This window comes from Paenibacillus sp. Marseille-Q9583 (assembly GCF_976954365.1).
In genome coordinates this window covers 1-18005 of the sequence record NZ_CDRJTB010000049.1, presented here as the reverse complement: position 1 = coordinate 18005, position 18005 = coordinate 1, and the positions used below count along the sequence as shown (strand labels likewise).

At 42.9% G+C, this 18005-nt stretch carries 14 protein-coding genes; 4 read left to right on the top strand and 10 right to left on the bottom strand.

The window, feature by feature from the left end:
* Positions 1-224 precede the first annotated feature (224 nt).
* From ACWNM1_RS20435 to ACWNM1_RS20415, 5 genes are all read right to left on the bottom strand, one after another.
* On the bottom strand, positions 225-1256 hold the full coding sequence (locus tag ACWNM1_RS20435; RefSeq protein ID WP_449602428.1) for a glycoside hydrolase family 130 protein: 1032 nt from the start codon (positions 1254-1256) through the stop codon (positions 225-227).
* Positions 1257-1332: 76 nt separating this feature from the next.
* Entirely contained in the window at positions 1333-2166 is an 834-nt protein-coding gene (locus ACWNM1_RS20430; RefSeq protein WP_042186110.1) for a carbohydrate ABC transporter permease, read from the bottom strand.
* A 3-nt stretch (positions 2167-2169) separates the two neighbouring features.
* Positions 2170-3051 carry a carbohydrate ABC transporter permease gene (locus ACWNM1_RS20425; protein WP_042186108.1) on the bottom strand — a complete coding sequence of 294 codons (882 nt, stop codon included), beginning with the start codon at positions 3049-3051 and terminating at the stop codon, positions 2170-2172.
* A 128-nt stretch (positions 3052-3179) separates the two neighbouring features.
* On the bottom strand, positions 3180-4550 hold the full coding sequence (locus ACWNM1_RS20420; protein ID WP_449602427.1) for an ABC transporter substrate-binding protein: 1371 nt from the start codon (positions 4548-4550) through the stop codon (positions 3180-3182).
* Between the two features lie 319 nt (positions 4551-4869).
* Entirely contained in the window at positions 4870-5649 is a 780-nt protein-coding gene (locus tag ACWNM1_RS20415; RefSeq protein WP_449602426.1) for a response regulator transcription factor, read from the bottom strand.
* 297 nt (positions 5650-5946) lie between these two features.
* Between ACWNM1_RS20415 and ACWNM1_RS20410 the strand changes: the two genes are divergently transcribed.
* The 4 genes from ACWNM1_RS20410 (at position 5947) to ACWNM1_RS20395 (ending at position 10486) form a co-directional block, all read left to right on the top strand.
* Positions 5947-6897 (top strand): glycoside hydrolase family 113, encoded by a 951-nt coding sequence (locus ACWNM1_RS20410; RefSeq protein ID WP_449602425.1) that lies wholly within the window; start codon positions 5947-5949, stop codon positions 6895-6897.
* 22 nt (positions 6898-6919) lie between these two features.
* Entirely contained in the window at positions 6920-8134 is a 1215-nt protein-coding gene (locus ACWNM1_RS20405; protein ID WP_449602424.1) for an AGE family epimerase/isomerase, read from the top strand.
* The gene (locus ACWNM1_RS20400; RefSeq protein ID WP_449602423.1) at positions 8134-9306 is read left to right on the top strand and encodes a glycoside hydrolase family 130 protein; all 1173 of its coding nucleotides are present in this window, start codon (positions 8134-8136) and stop codon (positions 9304-9306) included. Before ACWNM1_RS20405 ends, ACWNM1_RS20400 begins: the two co-directional genes overlap by 1 nt.
* A 277-nt stretch (positions 9307-9583) precedes the next feature.
* The gene (locus ACWNM1_RS20395; protein ID WP_449602422.1) at positions 9584-10486 is read left to right on the top strand and encodes a manganese catalase family protein; all 903 of its coding nucleotides are present in this window, start codon (positions 9584-9586) and stop codon (positions 10484-10486) included.
* Between the two features lie 61 nt (positions 10487-10547).
* Here the strand turns inward: ACWNM1_RS20395 and ACWNM1_RS20390 are convergent, their stop codons facing one another.
* From ACWNM1_RS20390 to ACWNM1_RS20370, 5 genes are all read right to left on the bottom strand, one after another.
* Complete coding sequence (locus ACWNM1_RS20390) at positions 10548-11108, bottom strand: GNAT family N-acetyltransferase (protein ID WP_449602421.1); 561 nt, start codon at positions 11106-11108, stop codon at positions 10548-10550.
* A 57-nt stretch (positions 11109-11165) separates the two neighbouring features.
* Entirely contained in the window at positions 11166-12230 is a 1065-nt protein-coding gene (locus tag ACWNM1_RS20385) for a LacI family DNA-binding transcriptional regulator (protein WP_449602420.1), read from the bottom strand.
* A gap of 43 nt (positions 12231-12273) precedes the next feature.
* A complete protein-coding gene (locus ACWNM1_RS20380; protein ID WP_449602419.1) occupies positions 12274-13581 on the bottom strand; it encodes an ABC transporter substrate-binding protein in 1308 nt (435 codons plus the stop codon).
* 22 nt (positions 13582-13603) lie between these two features.
* The gene (locus ACWNM1_RS20375; protein ID WP_449602418.1) at positions 13604-15484 is read right to left on the bottom strand and encodes a cache domain-containing sensor histidine kinase; all 1881 of its coding nucleotides are present in this window, start codon (positions 15482-15484) and stop codon (positions 13604-13606) included.
* A 165-nt stretch (positions 15485-15649) separates the two neighbouring features.
* Complete coding sequence (locus tag ACWNM1_RS20370) at positions 15650-17827, bottom strand: methyl-accepting chemotaxis protein (RefSeq protein ID WP_449602417.1); 2178 nt, start codon at positions 17825-17827, stop codon at positions 15650-15652.
* Between the last annotated feature and the right edge of the window lie 178 nt (positions 17828-18005).

The following is an 18005-nucleotide window of genomic DNA, read 5'->3' as shown; positions in this document are numbered from 1 at the left end:
AATCATTTCGAGCGAAAATGAGCATAAAAGTGATTTTTGCGGAAATCTATTGCAGAGAATGCAATGAAAAGCCCAAGCTACATATCACATAGCGCAACGAGAACCCAGTACTTAAAATACAGCACACTACACGCCGCACACTTTTCTCCAACGCTGCTCAACCTCCAAGCACCTAACCAACCTCACTCTACCTAAAACTTGTTCCTCTAAGGTTGTTCACCCTATTAAATTTTCCCCATACCCGCATCATCGCCAACCTCTTCATGGGTGTCGATGACATAGTTGACGATTTCATCAACGGTTGTATATGCAACGCCTACATAAGTGTCAGCAGCGCCATAATAGATGGCGATACGGCCCGTTTCTGCATCATGCAGAGTGGCACATGGGAACAGAACGTTATTCACAAAACCTCTTTCCTCATACCATTCTTCAGGAGTTAGCACAAAATTTTTCGAGCGATATTTTACTTTCGAAGGCTCGTTTATATCCAAAATAACTGCACCCATGCTATATACAAGACCGTTGCAGGTACCAGTAACGCCATGGTAGAACATCAACCAGCCTTCTGTAGTTTCAATCGGTGCAGGTCCGCCGCCAATCTTGACACTTTGCCACCAGCCTTGGCCACCTTTACTCATGACATGACGGTGTTTACCCCAATATACAAAGTCAGGGCTTTCACTAAGGAATACATCACCGAATGGTGTATGTCCGCTGTCACTTGGACGGGACAACATCACGAAGTTGTTATTGATTTTTCTAGGGAACAATACACCGTTCCGGTTGAAGGGCAGGAATGGATTTTCCAAGCTGATAAATGTTTTGAAATCTTGCGTTTTAGCAACACCGATAGCTGCGCCGTAAAAATCTGTACACCAGATAATATAAAATGTATCTTCGACCTTAACCAGACGTGGATCGTAAGCATAACGCGGCTGATAAGGGTTACCTTCTTCATCTATAAAGCGGATTGGCTCATCATCGATTTTCCAATCTAGACCGTCAACACTATGCCCCATGCGCAAATGCGGACGAGTTGTGTTATCTTCCACACGAAATACTCCAATAAAACTACCTTCATACGCAGCAACCGCACTATTAAAAATACGGGCTACACCTTTTGCAGGATTTCTTTTGATAACCGGGTTATCATTATGTCTCCAAATCGGATTCTCGTAGCCAGCAGGCTTATCCTGCCAAGGCATGTTCGGGATGTTCACTGCACTCGCTCCAACTAATTTAACTTCATTCATTAGTATTCCCTCCAAATGTATGCAACTTTTCAGTTTGCTATTTTATCTAGTACTGCTATGAAATCTACTACTAAGCTTACTTAACGGAACCTTGTGAAAATCCATTGTAGATATACTTTTGCAACGCGGTAAACACAACCAATGTCGGAATAATCGCGATCATAATCGCCGCACATATTACTTCCCACTGCGATCCGTATGGACCCTTAAACTTAAAGAGCGCTGTGGAGATCGTTTGGAGATCTGTTTTCGGCATATATAGGAAAGGCGTGTAAAAATCGTTATAAATATTTACGCCCTTCACAATAATTACTGTTACAATAGCCGGTTTCAGCAGTGGCAAAATAATTCTCCAATAAATCGTCCAATACGAAGCCCCGTCCAGCATCGCGGATTCATCCAGTGACTCGGAAATCGAATCCAGGAACTGCATGAAAATATATACAGCGATAATATCCGTACCGAGGTACATCACGATGGGTGCCCATCTGGTATTAAACAAGCCCAAGTGATTGATGATTTGGAAGGTTGCCACTTGCGTTGTAACACCCGGAATCAGGGTAGCAATCAGAAACATACTGATGAGAACTTTACTGCCTTTAAATTTAAACCGGGATAAAATATAAGCCATCATTGAGCCCGTCAGCGTTGCACCCAAGATAGAGATCACAACGATAATGACAGTGTTTTTAAATCCTAGAAGCATTTTGCCATCGACAAAAGCCTTAGTGTAGTTGGAGAAATTCAGCCAATTCTCTGGCAGCGTTAACGGTCCGGTTGAAGCGTACTCTGGCCCTGTTTTTAATGAAGCGAAAAACACAACTACGATAGGTATCAATGCTGCAAGTGCTCCCAAAATCAAGGTGAGATATTTGAATATACTAGCAGTGGTATATTTTACAGAATGCATAGTTTATTTCTCCTCCTTGATCAGAACGCGCTGTAAAATAGTAACTACTATAACGATACCCAGCAAAACTACGGCCATCGCTGACGCTAATCCAACTTTGCTATATTTGAAGGCTACATCGACCGTCTGAATAACAAAGGTGCTACTTCCGTTAGATCCGCCTGTCATGACGTATGGAATTTCAAAAACACCAATAGCGCCACTGACCGCAAGGATCAAGTTCAATTGCAGAATACGTTTAATACTTGGCAAAATAATATGCATAAACTGGTGCCATCTGTTTGCACCATCAATCTCAGCAGCTTCATAAATATCCGAACCGATCGAGGAAATAGCCCCAAGGAAGATCAGGAAGTTCATCCCCATGTATCTCCACAGTGACGCACCTGCGAGCGAGAAGTTAATCAAATTTGGATTGAGCAGCCACTTCTGCTGTAAACCGCTGAGTCCGAGCAGGTTAAGAATCGTATCTAGCGTTCCATCTGGTTTGAAAAAGAACAGAAAGATAAAGCCGATCGCTACACCGTTTAGCAAGGTTGGGAAGAACAAAATCCCTTTGAATAAATTTTTCATGCGAACACTAAAGCTCAGAATCGTTGCAAAATACAAAGCAAGTGCCATCTGAATAAAGGTAGTGAAGAAATAATACAAGCTGACCTTAAATACGGAAAAATACTCCGGTTTCGTAAAAATGGTTTTGTAGTTTTCTAACCCAACGTATTCCATATTTTTACTTAGGCCATTCCAGCTGGTGAAGCTGTACCGAAACATGCTGATGACTGGATAATAAGCAAACGTGAGTAGTAATACGATCGGCACTAATGAGAACAAGCATATAATGGCAATCCGTTGATTTTTGTAACTCAAATTCGAAAACTTGAACACCCGATACACCTCCAAAAAAGCATCCTAGTTTATTTATGACTCGTTTAAATGTGAAGGGGGAAATGCCCATTCGCATATCCCCTCCCACATCCACTACCGCCTATAGCATTTAAAAAAGCTTATAGTTGTTACTGTGCTGTTACTTTAGCGCGGGCGGCTTTCCACTTGTCGTTCAGGTCCTTCATGATGTCATCATAGGATTCTTTTCTGTTGCCAATTGCGGCTTCAATAATGCGTTTCTTGAAGTCTGGCTGCCAAGCACCGATTTCAGCTTGTTTGTCGATTTCATCAGACCAGCCTTCTTCGCCAGCTTTAGCAGGAGCAAGGGTATCAAATGTTACTTCTGTACCTTCATATTGTTTCAGAATTTCTGGAAGCTCTGCACCGATCGCCGGGCTCATACCGCCACCTTCAGTCGTGGGGTAACCAGATTCGTTGATAAACCAATCCACCCAAGCTCTAGCAGCTTCTTTGTTTTTACTATGAACGCTGACACCCAGATTGTAGTCACCTGCAAGCGGCACAAGCACTTGATCTGCATTCGTAGGGAATGGCATAAAGCCAACATCATCTGGATTCGTTGCTAGACCTTTGATTTGACCGATTGCCCAAGATCCAAGAACCATCGTGCCAATTTTTCCGTTAGCCAGATCCGCTTTGGAAGATTCCCAGTCAGTAGTCGTTGGATCTTCTTCAATCAAACCTTTTTGTGCTGCATCGTACAGGATTTTGTACAGCTCATAGTGAGGTTGACCTGGAACATAGTTATCGTCGCTAGCCACTTGACCAATGTTCACATAATCACGGTTACCAGCTACTGTAGCCAGATCCGCTTCCCATTGGGTCAATGTCCAGCCAGCTGCGTAGTTTGTGTACAGAGGCACAGCTTTCGTTTTGTCTTTAACAGATTGCAGAGCAGTTAAGAATTGTTCTGGCGTTCTTGGAACCTCTGTAATTCCGGCATCTTTGAAGACTTGTTTGTTGTAAATAATACCGTTAAAGTTGATGGTCATTGGAATTCCGTAAGCCATTCCGTCTACTGCACGTTCTTCCACACCTGTATATTGTTTTTGCATATCTTCGAGCTTACCTAGTGGTTCGAAGAAATCAGGAATATCTTTAATAGCTATGCTTGTAGGTAACAACAGAACGTCGCCATAGTCACTAGTGCTCATGCGAATTTTAATTTGATCTTCGTAAGTAGCAAGCGCTTCAAAGCTTACCTTTACATCAGGATATTTCTCATTGAACTTAGCCGCATACTCTTTGAATACGGTATCAACAATATCCGTTCTTTGCGTAATAACCGTGATATCCCCTTTAATATCCTTGGCTGCTGCATCATCAGCCGGAGCTGCCGTCGCCTCTGTTGAGGATCCATTGCTTCCTGTGTTTTTAGCGCCTTCATTGTTGGTGTTGTTGTTTGAGGAACAACCGCTAAACAATCCTGCCATAAGTGTCAGTGCCATCAAGCCCATCATTGTTTTGCCTTTTTTCATGCTTTTACGACCCCTCTCTTCCATTCGACTCTAATTTGGTTTAATAACAAAAACAATAACTTTTATCATCACCATTAATTTAATAGAGTAATCACTATTATCAAACTCACTGAAATACTCTTTAAAAAAGTGATGATATCGCTTACAAACTCATTATAGATCTATTTTTAACGCAAAACGATGGTTTGAATTGCTTTTTCTGGTCTTATATTTGTTATTTTTGTTTTTGTTATGGCGTTTTTATTATCTAATTTATTGAAAATAATCACAAAAAAAAGAGAGCTTGTCGCTCTCCTAAATAATAGCTTCCTATATAGGACTAAAACTCACGTTCCGTTTTCGGTAATTTACAGCCACTTTTATAATCCTTAGGTGTCATACCACACATTTTCTTGAACAATTTATTAAAATAAACCGGATCACTATAGCCAACCTTATCGGCAATTTCATAATTTTTTAAGTCGGGATGCTCGATTAGCAATTCTTTCGCCTTAGTAATACGAATTCGAATTAGATAATCGGTGATGGTTTGGCCCGTCTTTATTTTGAACAAACGGCTAAGGTAGCTCGCATTCATACCTACGGTCTCCGCCAAACGCTCGAGTTCGAAGTTCTGATCATACTCCCTCTCCAGTATGCTTTTAGTCTGTTCAACAACGTAATGCTCTCCACCATCTGCCGCTTGAGAGAACATCTCCTCCTGCTCTGTGACGTTCTTTTTCTTTGTGTCCTCTACTCTCTTGAGCAATTCATATAGCTGAGTCTTATCAATAGGTTTTAGTAAATAATCCATCACCCCATGGCGGATTGCTCGGCGGGCATATTCAAATTCACTAAAACCGCTAAGAACGGCAATAGGTATATCCTCCATATGTCCTCTAACCTGTTCAATCAACATAAAGCCATCCATTCTAGGCATTTTGATATCTGTAATAAGCAGATCAATGTCATCTCGGGATAACTTTTCAAAATGCTCCCAGGCTTCCACCCCGTTACCGTAGGATCCAATTACATGTACATCTAGCTCCATCCTGGATGTGATTTTTTCGAGCCCCCTGCGAATGACCTCCTCGTCGTCCGCAATCATAACATTTATCATTTGAGCACTTCCCTCCAGTTGTATCTGCCAGTTATTATGATTGCTCCATCATCACGAATAGTATTCTTCCTATGTATTACGTCAATCTACGATTACACTCTTCTATAGTCTTGTATTTACTATAACGAAAGTTATTCTAATTTCCCAGCTGCAACTATAAATTGTCCTTGAAATCATCTTCGAAAAAGTATATAACTAAATTAAGTTGTTATTATAAACTAACAAAACAATAATAACTATATAACAAAATGAAGTTTGCTAAGTTTTCTATTTTTGTGTGTAAAGTGAGGATTCTGGATGATGTCAAACAACGAATACATTGCAGGCGTAACCTGGGGCTTCTCGGGTAGACGTGGTTCATGGACAACAGAAGAAGCTGAGTGTTCGCTGGAATTAATGTCCTCTGTCACCGGAGCGAACTGGACGGCTATCGCTCTTAGTGCGCTTCAAGCTACCGCTCATTCTACGGAAATTCCCTATTGGGAAACTCCAACCGTTAGTGACGAAGAAGTGAAATGGGCCATAAGTAAAGCAAAGTCACTGCAGCTAAAGGTATGCCTGAAGCCGATCGTTAATTGTGCGGACGGAACTTGGCGTGCTCACATTAACTTTTTCGATAAGGATGTTCCTTGCGAGCCTAAGTGGTCGGAGTGGTTCAGCTCTTATACTAAATTTATTCTGCATTATGCTGCTATTGCTGAAGAAACAGGCTGTGAGATGTTCTGTATCGGCTGCGAGCTTGTACAAACGGATAGACGAGAAACCGAATGGCGTACGCTTATTGCCGAGGTTCGGAAGGTTTACTCAGGAATTCTTACTTATAATTGCGATAAGTATCAGGAGGATAACGTGACCTGGTGGGATGCGCTCGATGTAATTTCTTCAAGTGGATATTATCCAGCTAGTGATTGGGAGACTCAACTCGACCGGATTGAGCATGTGGTGAGATCGCAGAATAAGCCATTCTTTTTCATGGAAGCGGGTTGCCCAAGCCGAAGCGGGAGTGCGGCGATTCCTAATGATTGGACCTTAAAGGGCGAACCAAGTCAAGAAGAACAAAGCAAATTCTATCAGGCAATGTTTCAAGGCTGTGAGCGCAGAGATTGGGTTCAGGGCTTTATGCTTTGGGATTGGCCTACTCACCTTTATCCAATTCATGAAGCAGAACACAATGATGATTATTGTATGTATGGCAAACAAGCCGCTGGAATCATCAACGAATATTTCACCTCGAAAATCAATAAGTAATGTGAGGAGTGACTAATGACCAATGATTAATTCACCAGAATCATGGCTGAGTCAGCTTGAGGATGAGCTGCAGGGTAATATTCTCAGTTTTTGGATGAAAGAAACGAAGGACGAAATCAATGGCGGTTTTGTTGGCGAAATCGACAATCAGCTGAACATTGCACTTGACGCGGAGAAAAGCCTTGTGCTTAATGCCCGTATTCTTTGGTCCTTTGCCAGCGCTTACCGGATCTACGGCAAGACAGAATATCTGGCCATGGCAGAGCGTGCCTATGCCTATTTGATGGATCATTTCATCGATAAGGAGTATGGTGGATTATACTGGATGGTAAATGCTGAAGGCAAACCTTCTCAGGAGAAAAAACAGATCTATGGCCAAGCTTTTGCTATCTACGCACTGGCTGAATTCTACCACGCGACCGGACGACCTGAGCTGCTAGATGAGGCCATTCAAATATTCCAGCTTGTTGAGAAATATGGCTATGATTCTACTTATAAAGGTTATGTTGAAGCTTTATCTCGGGAATGGAAAATCACGGATAACCTCAGTCTTAGCAGCAAGGACTTAAATGAGAAAAAATCAATGAACACACACCTACATGTGTTGGAAGCGTATACCGGACTTTACCGAGTATGGAAGTCAGAGGAGCTGGCGAACACGCTGGCTGAGCTAATCGAAACGATGCTAGACCATATCATTGATAACGAAGGCAAGCATTTTCATCTTTTCCTAGATGAGGCCTGGAATGTAAAGTCAGATATTATCTCCTATGGACATGATATCGAGGGCAGTTGGCTGCTTGTGGAAGCCGCAGAAATACTTGGCGAAGAAAAGCTGCTACAGCGTGTTCGAACCGTCGCTATCTCCATGGCAGAAGCTGTTCTTGCAGAAGGTATAGATACCGATGGCGGGATATGGAATGAAGCTGATCTGAGCGGATTGCTAAGCAAAGATAAAGATTGGTGGCCGCAAGCGGAGGCGGTTGTTGGATTCTATAATGCTTATCAGCTGACTGGTGATGGCAAATTTAACGATGCTGCCCAAGCCTCCTGGACCTTTATTGATAAGTATATGGTAGATCACCAGTTAGGCGAATGGTACTGGGGCGTGGACGAGAACCATCTGCCCCTGCCCCACGCATCCAAGGTTAGTGCCTGGAAATGCCCATATCATAACAGTAGAGCCTGCTTCGAAATGATCGCACGACTGAATTCAACTATAAAGGAGACGGTATAATGTCATCATTATTCCAAGAACGCAAACAACAATTAACAGAACGTTATGAAGCGCTGATCACCCGTAAAAATGAAAAGCTTCCTTATGGAAACGGTATTTATGACCGTTATGCTTATCCACTGCTTACCGCTGAGCATACTCCTCTTATCTGGCGTTACGACTTCAACCCTGACACCAATCCTTACTTCGCTGAAAGAATAGGCGTCAACGGTGTTTTCAACCCTGGTGCCATAGAACTTAACGGTAAGTTCTATCTTGTTGCACGCGTGGAAGGTAATGACCGTAAATCTTTTTTTGCTGTAGCTGAAAGTGACAATGGTGTGGATGGCTTCCGCTTCTGGGATCATCCAGTCGTGTTGCCTGAGACAGAAGTTCCGGACATAAACGTCTACGACATGCGTCTCGTAACCCATGAAGATGGCTGGATCTATAGCCTCTTTTGTACAGAACGCAAAGATCCAGACGCTCCACACGTTGACCTTTCCAGCGCAGTAGCACAATGTGGTATTGTTCGTACAAAGGATCTGAAGACCTGGGAACGTCTGGCCGATCTTAAGACAGGTTCCGCTCAACAGCGCAATGTCGTGCTCCACCCTGAATTTGTGGATGGAAAATACGCCTTCTACACTCGCCCTCAGGATGGCTTTATTGATGCAGGCTCCGGTGGCGGTATTGGCTGGGGACTCTCGGATACGATTGAGGATGCCGTGATCACAAGTGAGACAATCATGGATGAGCGCCACTACCATACCATCAAGGAAGTTAAGAATGGCCAAGGTCCAGCTCCAATCAAAACACCAAAAGGCTGGTTGCATATCGCACACGGTGTGCGAAACACTGCCGCTGGGCTTAGATATGTCCTTTATGCCTTTTTATCTGATCTGGAGGAGCCAAACAAAGTCACACATTCACCAGGCGGTCATTTCATCGCACCAGACGGTGAAGAACGTGTCGGTGATGTCTCCAACGTTGTATTCTGTAACGGTGTAATTGCACGCGATAACGGTGAGATCTATATCTACTACGCTTCCTCCGACACCCGCATCCATGTAGCAACAACTACGGTTGACCAAATGTTAGATTACGTGCTGAACACACCAGAAGATCCACTGCGCTCTTATGCTTGTGTAGAACAACGTACCGCCCTCATCGATCGTAATTTAGCGCTATAAATTGGAAACCTTAAAATCAACAAGCAGCGATTCTCCTGTTATTGGAGGATCGCTGCTCTGCGTTTTTTTATCATTCTCTGCCCATTAGCGGGTTACTATTACTATGCTTATCTGGGAGTGTCTACTTATTTTCTTTCGACTGGACTTGTAAGTCTGTTAATGGATATTCTTATTGTTGATAAATATCCATACTCTTTAACCCATTAATGATTAAATCCTATAGATTAAGCTCAAAATAGCTCAGTAAACCCCTAACTCCAAGGAGGCTGAGATATAAATGTTCAAACGTATGGATGAGATCATGATCGAGATTCCTGAAGTTGAGAAGCCAGATCCCAATGCTGCTGCCGCTGTACAAGAACTGCTTGGCGGAAAGTTTGGAGAAATGTCGACCCTTAACAATTATCTCTATCAATCCTTTAATTTCCGTTCAAAAGACAAGCTGAAGCCCTTTTATGATTTGGTGATGAGTATAACAGCTGAAGAGCTAGGCCATGTGGAGCTAGTTTCGCATGCCATCAACAAATGCCTTCGAGGGTCAACAAGTTATAAAGAGCCAGATTCCACCCCTCTAGGGTCCGTAAAAGATGCGCGTTTATCCTATCACTTTCTGGCGGGGGCTCAAGGTGCTATGCCTTTTGATTCAACGGGAAATCCATGGACCGGAGCAAATGTATTTAATAGCGGCAACCTAGTGGAAGATCTGCTACATAACTTCTTCCTCGAATGTGGAGCCAGAACACATAAAATGAAAGTTTACGAAATGACGGACCATCCAGCTGCACGCGCTGTAGTCGGATTTCTCTTAGTGCGCGGTGGTGTCCATGTGGTCGCTTATGCCAAAGCCATCGAAATCGCAACAGGTGTTAATGTAACGAAACTCGTGCCGGTTCCTTCGTTAAATAACAAATCGTTTAGTGAAGCGAAGAAATATGAGGAGAAAGGTGTGCATACAAAACTGTACACCTGGAGTGAGAGTGACTTCGGCGCCATCGATCAGATTTGGAAGGGAACCCACCCAGAAGATAACCTCCCGCTTGAAGTCATTAAGGGAGCACCTAAAGGCTTTCCGATCCCCGTAGCTCCTGCTGTCGAAGAGGAGTTTGCTCCAGGAATCTCCCCCGAAGACTTTAAAGAAATTGCCAAACGCCTCAAAATGGCTGGAAATATTACAGAATAATATTTAACGTGAATCTGGTGAGGAATTTACGCAGCGTCTTCCTCACCATTGGTTCACTTTTTTATTTGTACAAAGCCCGATATTCATCCTCCAGCATAGACATCAGATTCATGTTATGAAATTCTCCATCTGCATAAAGAGCATCCCGCTCCACACCATCGTGCTTGAAACCGAGCTTCTCATAGACATGAATGGCTCTTGGATTAAAAGGATATACACCCAGATGGATACGATGCAGCTTCAAGGCTTCAAAGCCATATCGCAGCATTTGAGTCATAGCCTCAGTACCATTACCCTTCCCTCTATGTTCATGACTACGAATCCCAATTCGAATGTTTGCGCTACGGTTGTCCGGATCTATTTCATTCAGCACCACTTCTCCAATAAGCTCATTCGTTTCCTTGACGATAATCATAAGATCCACACGATCCTCAGCTGGAACACTAATCTTTCTAATCCAGGCCGCAGTTTGCTCGCGAGAGATATCCCCTTTCGACCCTGTTAGACGGCCCATCTCATCATCAAGTAAAAAGTTGTAATAGGCCTCCAGATCGGACTCTTCTACACCACGTAGATGAATATTCTCGCCTTCAATCTTAGGTAATGCAACTGGTTCTGACATAGCTGAATTCCCCCTAACCAAATTTCTATGCTTCAATAATTTTTAATCGGATAATTTCTAGTCTCTCGGTATATCCACAGAATCGCGATGCACTATGTCTGCTGCGATCAGGATCTTCTCCAGTGGTGCAGAGGGGTGCCCAATCCGACTTAGCAGCTTCTCCACTGCCGCCCGGCCCATCGCTTCTTTAGGGACATGCACAGTAGTAAGCGGCGGAACGCCTCTTGAGGCATCCTCAATATTATCAAAGCCCGTGACCGAGATATCCCCTGGAATATTAAGACCTTCTGCCTTCAGGATATCACTGACCGAGAGTGCTGTTTTGTCATTGGCACAGACCAAGGCGGTTGGGAGTGTCTTGGCTTTTTTCCGCTTCATCACCCAATTTTTAAAATCCTCTTGGAATACATCTTCCTCCACCCCTTCCAAAAAGAGATTCGCATCATCTTCCAAAGACAGTCTTATTCCACTCTCCTCCAGCGCACTCCGGAAGCCAATCCACCGATCCCGGAAACTGCGTGAAAATCCAATATTCCCAATAAAATGCATTTGAGTATGGCCTGTCCCCATCAAATGATTAGTAAGTCGACCCATAGAATCCACATTGTTCGCGAATACAGTATCACTTGGAATTAATGGATCCTCATGGTCAATCAACACCATCGGCAGACCGATGCGATGTACCTCAAGTAGTAAAGAAGTGGAGATTTCGCCCACACCTACCAAACCAAGAATCCCGCTTGGGTTCAAGATATTCACGAAATTATCCGCACGATTCTCAGAGATGATCACCATTCCAAGTCCTTCTTGATCCAGCGCAAGGGCAATACCGTCCACAATTTTTCCCCAATACAAGGAATCCTGAGTTTGCGAGCGGATATTCGGCATTAATACAAGCACAGATTGCTTATTCCGATCACTCCCCCCTACCGGAGGAGTCCGTTTGACACCTTGGACGAAAGCATTTTTTTGCGTAAAATAGCCTAACTGCGAAGCCGCTTGAATCACTCGTTCTCTCGTCGTCTCATTAACGCCAGCTTTACCCGAAAGTGACTTAGAAACAACAAACTTGGATACACCGAGATGATCGGCTATTTTTTGCATGGTGACCTTTTTAGCCATATTAATCCCTCCAGATTTACTTGAAATTTATGTACTTATATCTTTAAGGCTTTGAAGCACCCTGTGTTTCTGCTCGCGCTTCCTTCCATTTGGCATTCAGTTCGTCAAAAGCCTTCTGTAAATCAGGTGCAGCAAGTAACTCCTGAATATAATCACCGGACCAAAAGGATAGCTTGGCACGATTGGCGATATCAATGAATGCATCACTTTGAACTGTGGCATCAAGCAGCTTAGGTTTATAAGATAAAAACTCTTGATACTGCGGCATAAAAGGGTCCAAGCTGCCATCAGCAGGAAGAAATCCCCAATCATCTTTATAGGAAGTCTCCTTCACAAAAAAGTTCAACCAAGCCATTGCAAGCTCTTTATTCTTGCTATATTTACTTACCCCCATGAACCAGTCTGAATTGATTGGTGCATAATGAGAGTCGCTATTATCATATGGAAATGGGAAGAATCCAATATCTTCAGGAGAAGCTCCAACATCAAGGACTTGTCTAATTGTCCAATTCCCAACTAAATACATACCCGATTGACCCTTAGCGAGTTTAGTCTTCGATATTTCCCAATTGTTCGAGAAGAGTTCATCTTCAACATAACCTTTGGCAATTAGGGTTCTAGCAATCGAAATGGATTTCCCCCATTCATTATCAAGCTGCCACGGACTATCCTCATTTACCATCTTATTAAGATATTCAGGGTCGCCTGCCATATAGTTAACTAGAGTATTCCCCCATTCACGCAGTGGCCAAACCGCCCCATAATTCATATACAGCGGGATAATCCCAGCCTGTTTTAATTTAGCGCAAGCTTCGTAGAATTGATCCAGAGTCTGCGGAACAGCGGTAATTCCCGCTTTTTCGAAGGATCTTTTATTATAGACAATCCCTACCGTAGTAGTTCCCGTGGATAGCCCATACCGCTTACCATCATATGTAGCAAAAGAGGTGAAGCGCTCACTAGCCGAAGTTTCTTCATCCAACGGTTCGAAAAAATAATCCAGTTCGTTTGATGGAAGATTCACAGGAAGCAAAAGTACATCTCCGGCGTCCTTGGTAGACAGCCTTACCAGAACATCCGTTGCGTAATTGGATAAACCTTCAAATTCAACATTCGCTTCGGGGTACTTTTGCTTAAATTGGTCTGCGTACCCTTGAAAGGTTCCGTTCTCAATCAGATCTATTCGATTGGTCATCATGACTATGGTTCCTGATAAGTCAGACTTCACCTCGTTTCCAACTGGAGGCACTGTAGATTCCGTCTGCTTGGTGTTGTTCTCACAGCCACTAATCGATAACAAAAAGAGAAGCAGCAGTATGGTACGCATAGTCCAGTGTAATCTCATCCCCATTAACGGACAGCCTCCTCTTATTTCAGTCAGATATCCTAATCGTTTCCGGTTCCAATAGCGGTAGTGACAAAATAACATCAGTCCCTTGTCCAAGCTCACTAAATACCTCAATTCCAAAAGCCGCTCCATAATGGAGGCGCACTCGCTGCTGAATATTTTTCATACCAATGCCCCCATTGATACTTTTCTTAGGCGGACTTTCTTTCTGCAGCCCATCGTTCAATCTCTCCAAAGTGATCTTATCCATTCCACAGCCATCGTCCTTAATATGAAAGAACAGCATTTGCTCAGTCATCTCGCAACGGATACTTAAATTCATTTGTGGCTTGTTATCATCCAAGCCATGATAAGCAGCATTCTCTATGATCGGCTGGAAGACCAGCTTGATAATAGAGTAATTATCTAGCTCCTTCGGTACGTCGATCTCGAGTACGAAACGATTAGGGTAGCGACAGTTCAGCAGCTCAACATAATTGCGTACATATCCAAGCTCTTGCTTCATTGTCGTTTTGCCACTTAAATCACTTGTACTATACCGTAGCAGTTTACCTAAAATTGAGATCATGTCCGCAGCTTCAATATCATCATTGAGCTCAGCGGTCATTCGGATCGACTCCAGCGTATTATAGATAAAATGAGGATTAATCTGACTCTGCAGAGCGTGAAGCTCCGCTTCCTTCTTCTGTTCTTCAATTCGGTAGATATCCTGAATCAACTGCCTGATCCGAGCCAGCATTCGATTAAACTGATGCCCGAGCAGACCAATCTCGTCACGCCGTTTAACCCTAAACATCACATCCAGATCTCCGCCCTGAACCTTTTTCATCAGTTGAATCATCTGCGATAGTGATTTAGTGAGTGCAAAGGAAAGGATAATGGAGATAATTAACGCAAGTACAATGATACTTAATGTAGCAGCGAGCGTTGTATTACGGGTTACCTTCACATCCCGCATTAGCACATCTACAGGAATCGAAATAATGGCCTTCCAGTTGGTCTTGCTAGAGCTTGAGTAAATATTCAGAAATTCCTTTCCGTTGACTGTATCATAGAAACTTCCGGATTTCCCATCCACCCTTTTGAATAGCTCTGAATCAGATACATCCGTGGCAAGAAGTTTTTTGTCACTGTCGAACACGGCCATTCCCTTCTCATCAACGATCAGAGATTTGCCATGTGTTACTTTATCCAGCTCCTTAACCCGATTCTCTAAATTGCTAATATTCGCTTCTACCGCGATCAGTCCAATCGGATTTAACAAGCCATCCACGATTTTGCGAACAACGGTAAAAGCATATCGAGTGCTCTGCAAATTACTCGTAAATGATTGAGTGCCAAATAAGAGTGCCTCTCCGCTGGAATCCTTCGTCTGCTGACTCCAGTACTCATAGCTTTGATCGAGGTCGAGCCGTACTCCACCATCCTTAGCAGAATAATAACCATTCCCATGCGCATCAAAAATATAAACCGTGTTCGCGCCTCGCTTAATATTGTTAATAAATGATATGTTGCCTTCTATGCCCCGCTGAATAGACAACAGTAAATCAAAATCTCCGGGTAACAATGTAGCACTGCCTGATTCGCCACTCATGATCTCTTTCTGCTCATGATAGTGGTTTGAACGAATTAAATTTTGTTTAATATCGTTCACATAGGCTGGCATAGATGAAATACGTTTCATATCTTCGATATAATCATCTACTCCATCCATCATTTGATCGATTAGCTTCTCAGAATAAGCAATGGTGTTGCCCTGAATAGATTCTGAATAACTCTTATAAGTAAACACACTAATGAAGGTAAGCGGAAGGGTAATAATTATTAAAAAGACGAGGAGCAGCTTGCGTTCCATACTCATGTCCCCGATTACGGACCACCAGCCAAAGATGCGTTTACCTTTCATACGGTCCTTCTCCTTAACCCTTTTTTACCTAACTTGTTATTATTATTTACCTAACAAAATTATTATACGGGGAAGTCCTTGTTTACACAATAACAAAACCGCTTCCTCATTACGAGGAAGCGGTTTTGTTATGTAAATCATAAAAAAAATTAGTTAGGGACCCACTTATTTTATCGTGAATAATGACAGTTTGTCCTTTAACTGTCCTGAAGCACTTTCCAGCTTACCTGACAATGAAACGAGTTGATCACTTACACTTTGCTGTTCATTACTGAGTGAAGCCACTTCTTCGGAAGTCGCTGATGATTGCTCAGCTACAGCACTTACATTACCCATGGCTTCCGACAACACAACCTGTGAATGATTCAAGCTACTGATCGCTGTTGTCACCGATTCCAGACTAGTGATGAACTCATCCATCTGTCCTTTTACGGATACAAAGATATCGCTCGTGCTCTTCACTGAGCTTATTTGCTCTTTAAAGAGAGGTGCCACTTCAGATAATACAGCTTCCGTTTCGTTCATTTCCGTTATGATCTTGTCGGTGATTCCGGCTACAAGAGCAATAGACTGCTTCGATTGGTCTGCGAGCTGTCTTACCTCATCTGCTACCACCATAAAGCCCTTGCCAGCTTCGCCTGCACGTGCGGCTTCTATCGTCGCATTCAATGATAAAATATTCGTCTGCTGTGTGATACTCTTCATCACATCCAGCACCTTAATCACTGAGAATACTGTTTCTTTCAAATTGTTAACACGTTCTACAAGCGCACCTGTCTTTTCCCCAGTACGGCTAGTCTGATCCAGTAAATCCGTTAATTGCTTGGCACCTTGCGCACTAGCTTCTCCAACCCCGCGTGCTGCCTCATCCATCTCACTGTTGGCACTAATCACGGTCTGCATTTGCGTAGCTATCACATCTGTAAGCTCATTACCACGTTCAGCTTCAAGTGCCAGACTGCCTGCTCCTCCAGCAATTTCTTCTGTAGCGGCTGCTATTTCCTTCGCGGAAATAGCTGTCTTACGCGAAGCTTCTCCAAGCTCGCCAGCGGTCTCCAGCACATCTCGAGCAGTTTCTCTAGTTTGAGATACAAGCTCAGTAATACGCTCCATCATCAAGTTAAAGGAGGCTGATAGTTGTCCAATCTCATCCTTAGACACATATTCTGTACGTACACTTAAATCTCCGCTTGCACCTTGAACCATAAGATCCTTCAATCGTGCCAGAGGGCGAGCAATCATACGAACCATCCAAATCCCGATCAATATCGCAAGCAGTGCTGCGCCAGCAGCTGTAATAAACGTCGTCAACAGAATCGGACGGGCTTCCTTCACTAGCTCGTCTGTAGGTACTACGCCTGATAGCTTCCAATCCGCCCGTATCATCGGATTAAAGACCGCCAGAATTTCTTTTCCGTTTGGATCTTTTGCTTCTAGGCTATTATTATTTTTCTTACTCTCTTTGATAAAAGAAAACTCGGATGGCTTTCCATCGTCTATCGAATTAGAAGAAGCTACAACTGTACCTTCAGGAGATACTAGTTGAATACGGGAGCCATCTCCCAGCTTCACACTTGCAAAAGATTCCTCCAGCAGTGTGTTTTTCAACACAAGCATGATTATGTATCCTTTTTCTGATCCCAGATTTTTAAGGGATCTTACCATAGCAATCTCCTTATCACCATTTCCTTGAATAGAAGTGGAGAACCAAATATTCTTGGCGCCGCCTTTGTCACCATCCGAATAATATGAATTATATTCTTTGGTGTCTTCTACTAACTTCTTGTACCATTCTTGTTCACGTAATCCGTCAAGACTAATACCAGCACTACCACTTGTAACGATATCCTGCTCAGGTGTCTCTGGAATCAAAGAGACACTGATAATATTAGAATCTGTTGTTGTCTGACTGGACAATTTCTTACTTATTGCACTTGTTGCTTCAAATTTCTCGTAAGCTGATTGTGCAGTAGACAAAGCCTTCAGATCCGTTTGCATCTGCGCATCAAAATAAAGCTGTAATGCCAAGTTCTCATACTGTTTCAAGGTAATATCCAGCTTCTCAGCAGTCTGAATAATAGTCTGACGATAGGCTTCGGATACATTATTCTTTATCGTTGTTTTCGCCTTCGAATAAGATATAAGTCCAAGTGACATAACTACAATAACAGTGGAACATAGAAATATTAGAAATAACTTCACTCCGACGGATTGGATAGGATTAACTCTCTTGATTTGGCTTCCCCAACCCAACATCATTTTCTTAGCATCTAACTTTGATGTCTTTCCAGTTCCTACTTCATTGCTCTGTACATTTACGGATTTTTTATTGTTCTTCTTCATCTCTCTAACCTTCTCTCTTTATGCTTTTCACTAATACTATCTTGATCAGGATCCCCATCATGATCATCTCCGCTAATATTAGAGGACATATGAAAGCGCTAACCATATTATATATCGGTTTATTAGGCCTTTTTTCTTAGCTTTACTATACTTTTTTTATAACTTTTAACCTATGTAT

What these genes read in the sequence shown, in the direction of transcription:
- ACWNM1_RS20375 (WP_449602418.1), bottom strand. Translation starts at nt 15,484, where the DNA reads ATGAAAGGTAAACGCATCTTTGGCTGGTGGTCCGTAATCGGGGACATG.
- ACWNM1_RS20380 (WP_449602419.1), bottom strand. Translation starts at nt 13,581, where the DNA reads ATGGGGATGAGATTACACTGGACTATGCGTACCATACTGCTGCTTCTC.
- ACWNM1_RS20430 (WP_042186110.1), bottom strand. Translation starts at nt 2,166, where the DNA reads ATGCATTCTGTAAAATATACCACTGCTAGTATATTCAAATATCTCACC.
- ACWNM1_RS20415 (WP_449602426.1), bottom strand. Translation starts at nt 5,649, where the DNA reads ATGATAAATGTTATGATTGCGGACGACGAGGAGGTCATTCGCAGGGGG.
- ACWNM1_RS20390 (WP_449602421.1), bottom strand. Translation starts at nt 11,108, where the DNA reads ATGTCAGAACCAGTTGCATTACCTAAGATTGAAGGCGAGAATATTCAT.
- ACWNM1_RS20370 (WP_449602417.1), bottom strand. Translation starts at nt 17,827, where the DNA reads ATGAAGAAGAACAATAAAAAATCCGTAAATGTACAGAGCAATGAAGTA.
- ACWNM1_RS20420 (WP_449602427.1), bottom strand. Translation starts at nt 4,550, where the DNA reads ATGAAAAAAGGCAAAACAATGATGGGCTTGATGGCACTGACACTTATG.
- ACWNM1_RS20385 (WP_449602420.1), bottom strand. Translation starts at nt 12,230, where the DNA reads ATGGCTAAAAAGGTCACCATGCAAAAAATAGCCGATCATCTCGGTGTA.
- ACWNM1_RS20395 (WP_449602422.1), top strand. Translation starts at nt 9,584, where the DNA reads ATGTTCAAACGTATGGATGAGATCATGATCGAGATTCCTGAAGTTGAG.
- ACWNM1_RS20410 (WP_449602425.1), top strand. Translation starts at nt 5,947, where the DNA reads ATGATGTCAAACAACGAATACATTGCAGGCGTAACCTGGGGCTTCTCG.
- ACWNM1_RS20405 (WP_449602424.1), top strand. Translation starts at nt 6,920, where the DNA reads ATGATTAATTCACCAGAATCATGGCTGAGTCAGCTTGAGGATGAGCTG.
- ACWNM1_RS20400 (WP_449602423.1), top strand. Translation starts at nt 8,134, where the DNA reads ATGTCATCATTATTCCAAGAACGCAAACAACAATTAACAGAACGTTAT.
- ACWNM1_RS20435 (WP_449602428.1), bottom strand. Translation starts at nt 1,256, where the DNA reads ATGAATGAAGTTAAATTAGTTGGAGCGAGTGCAGTGAACATCCCGAAC.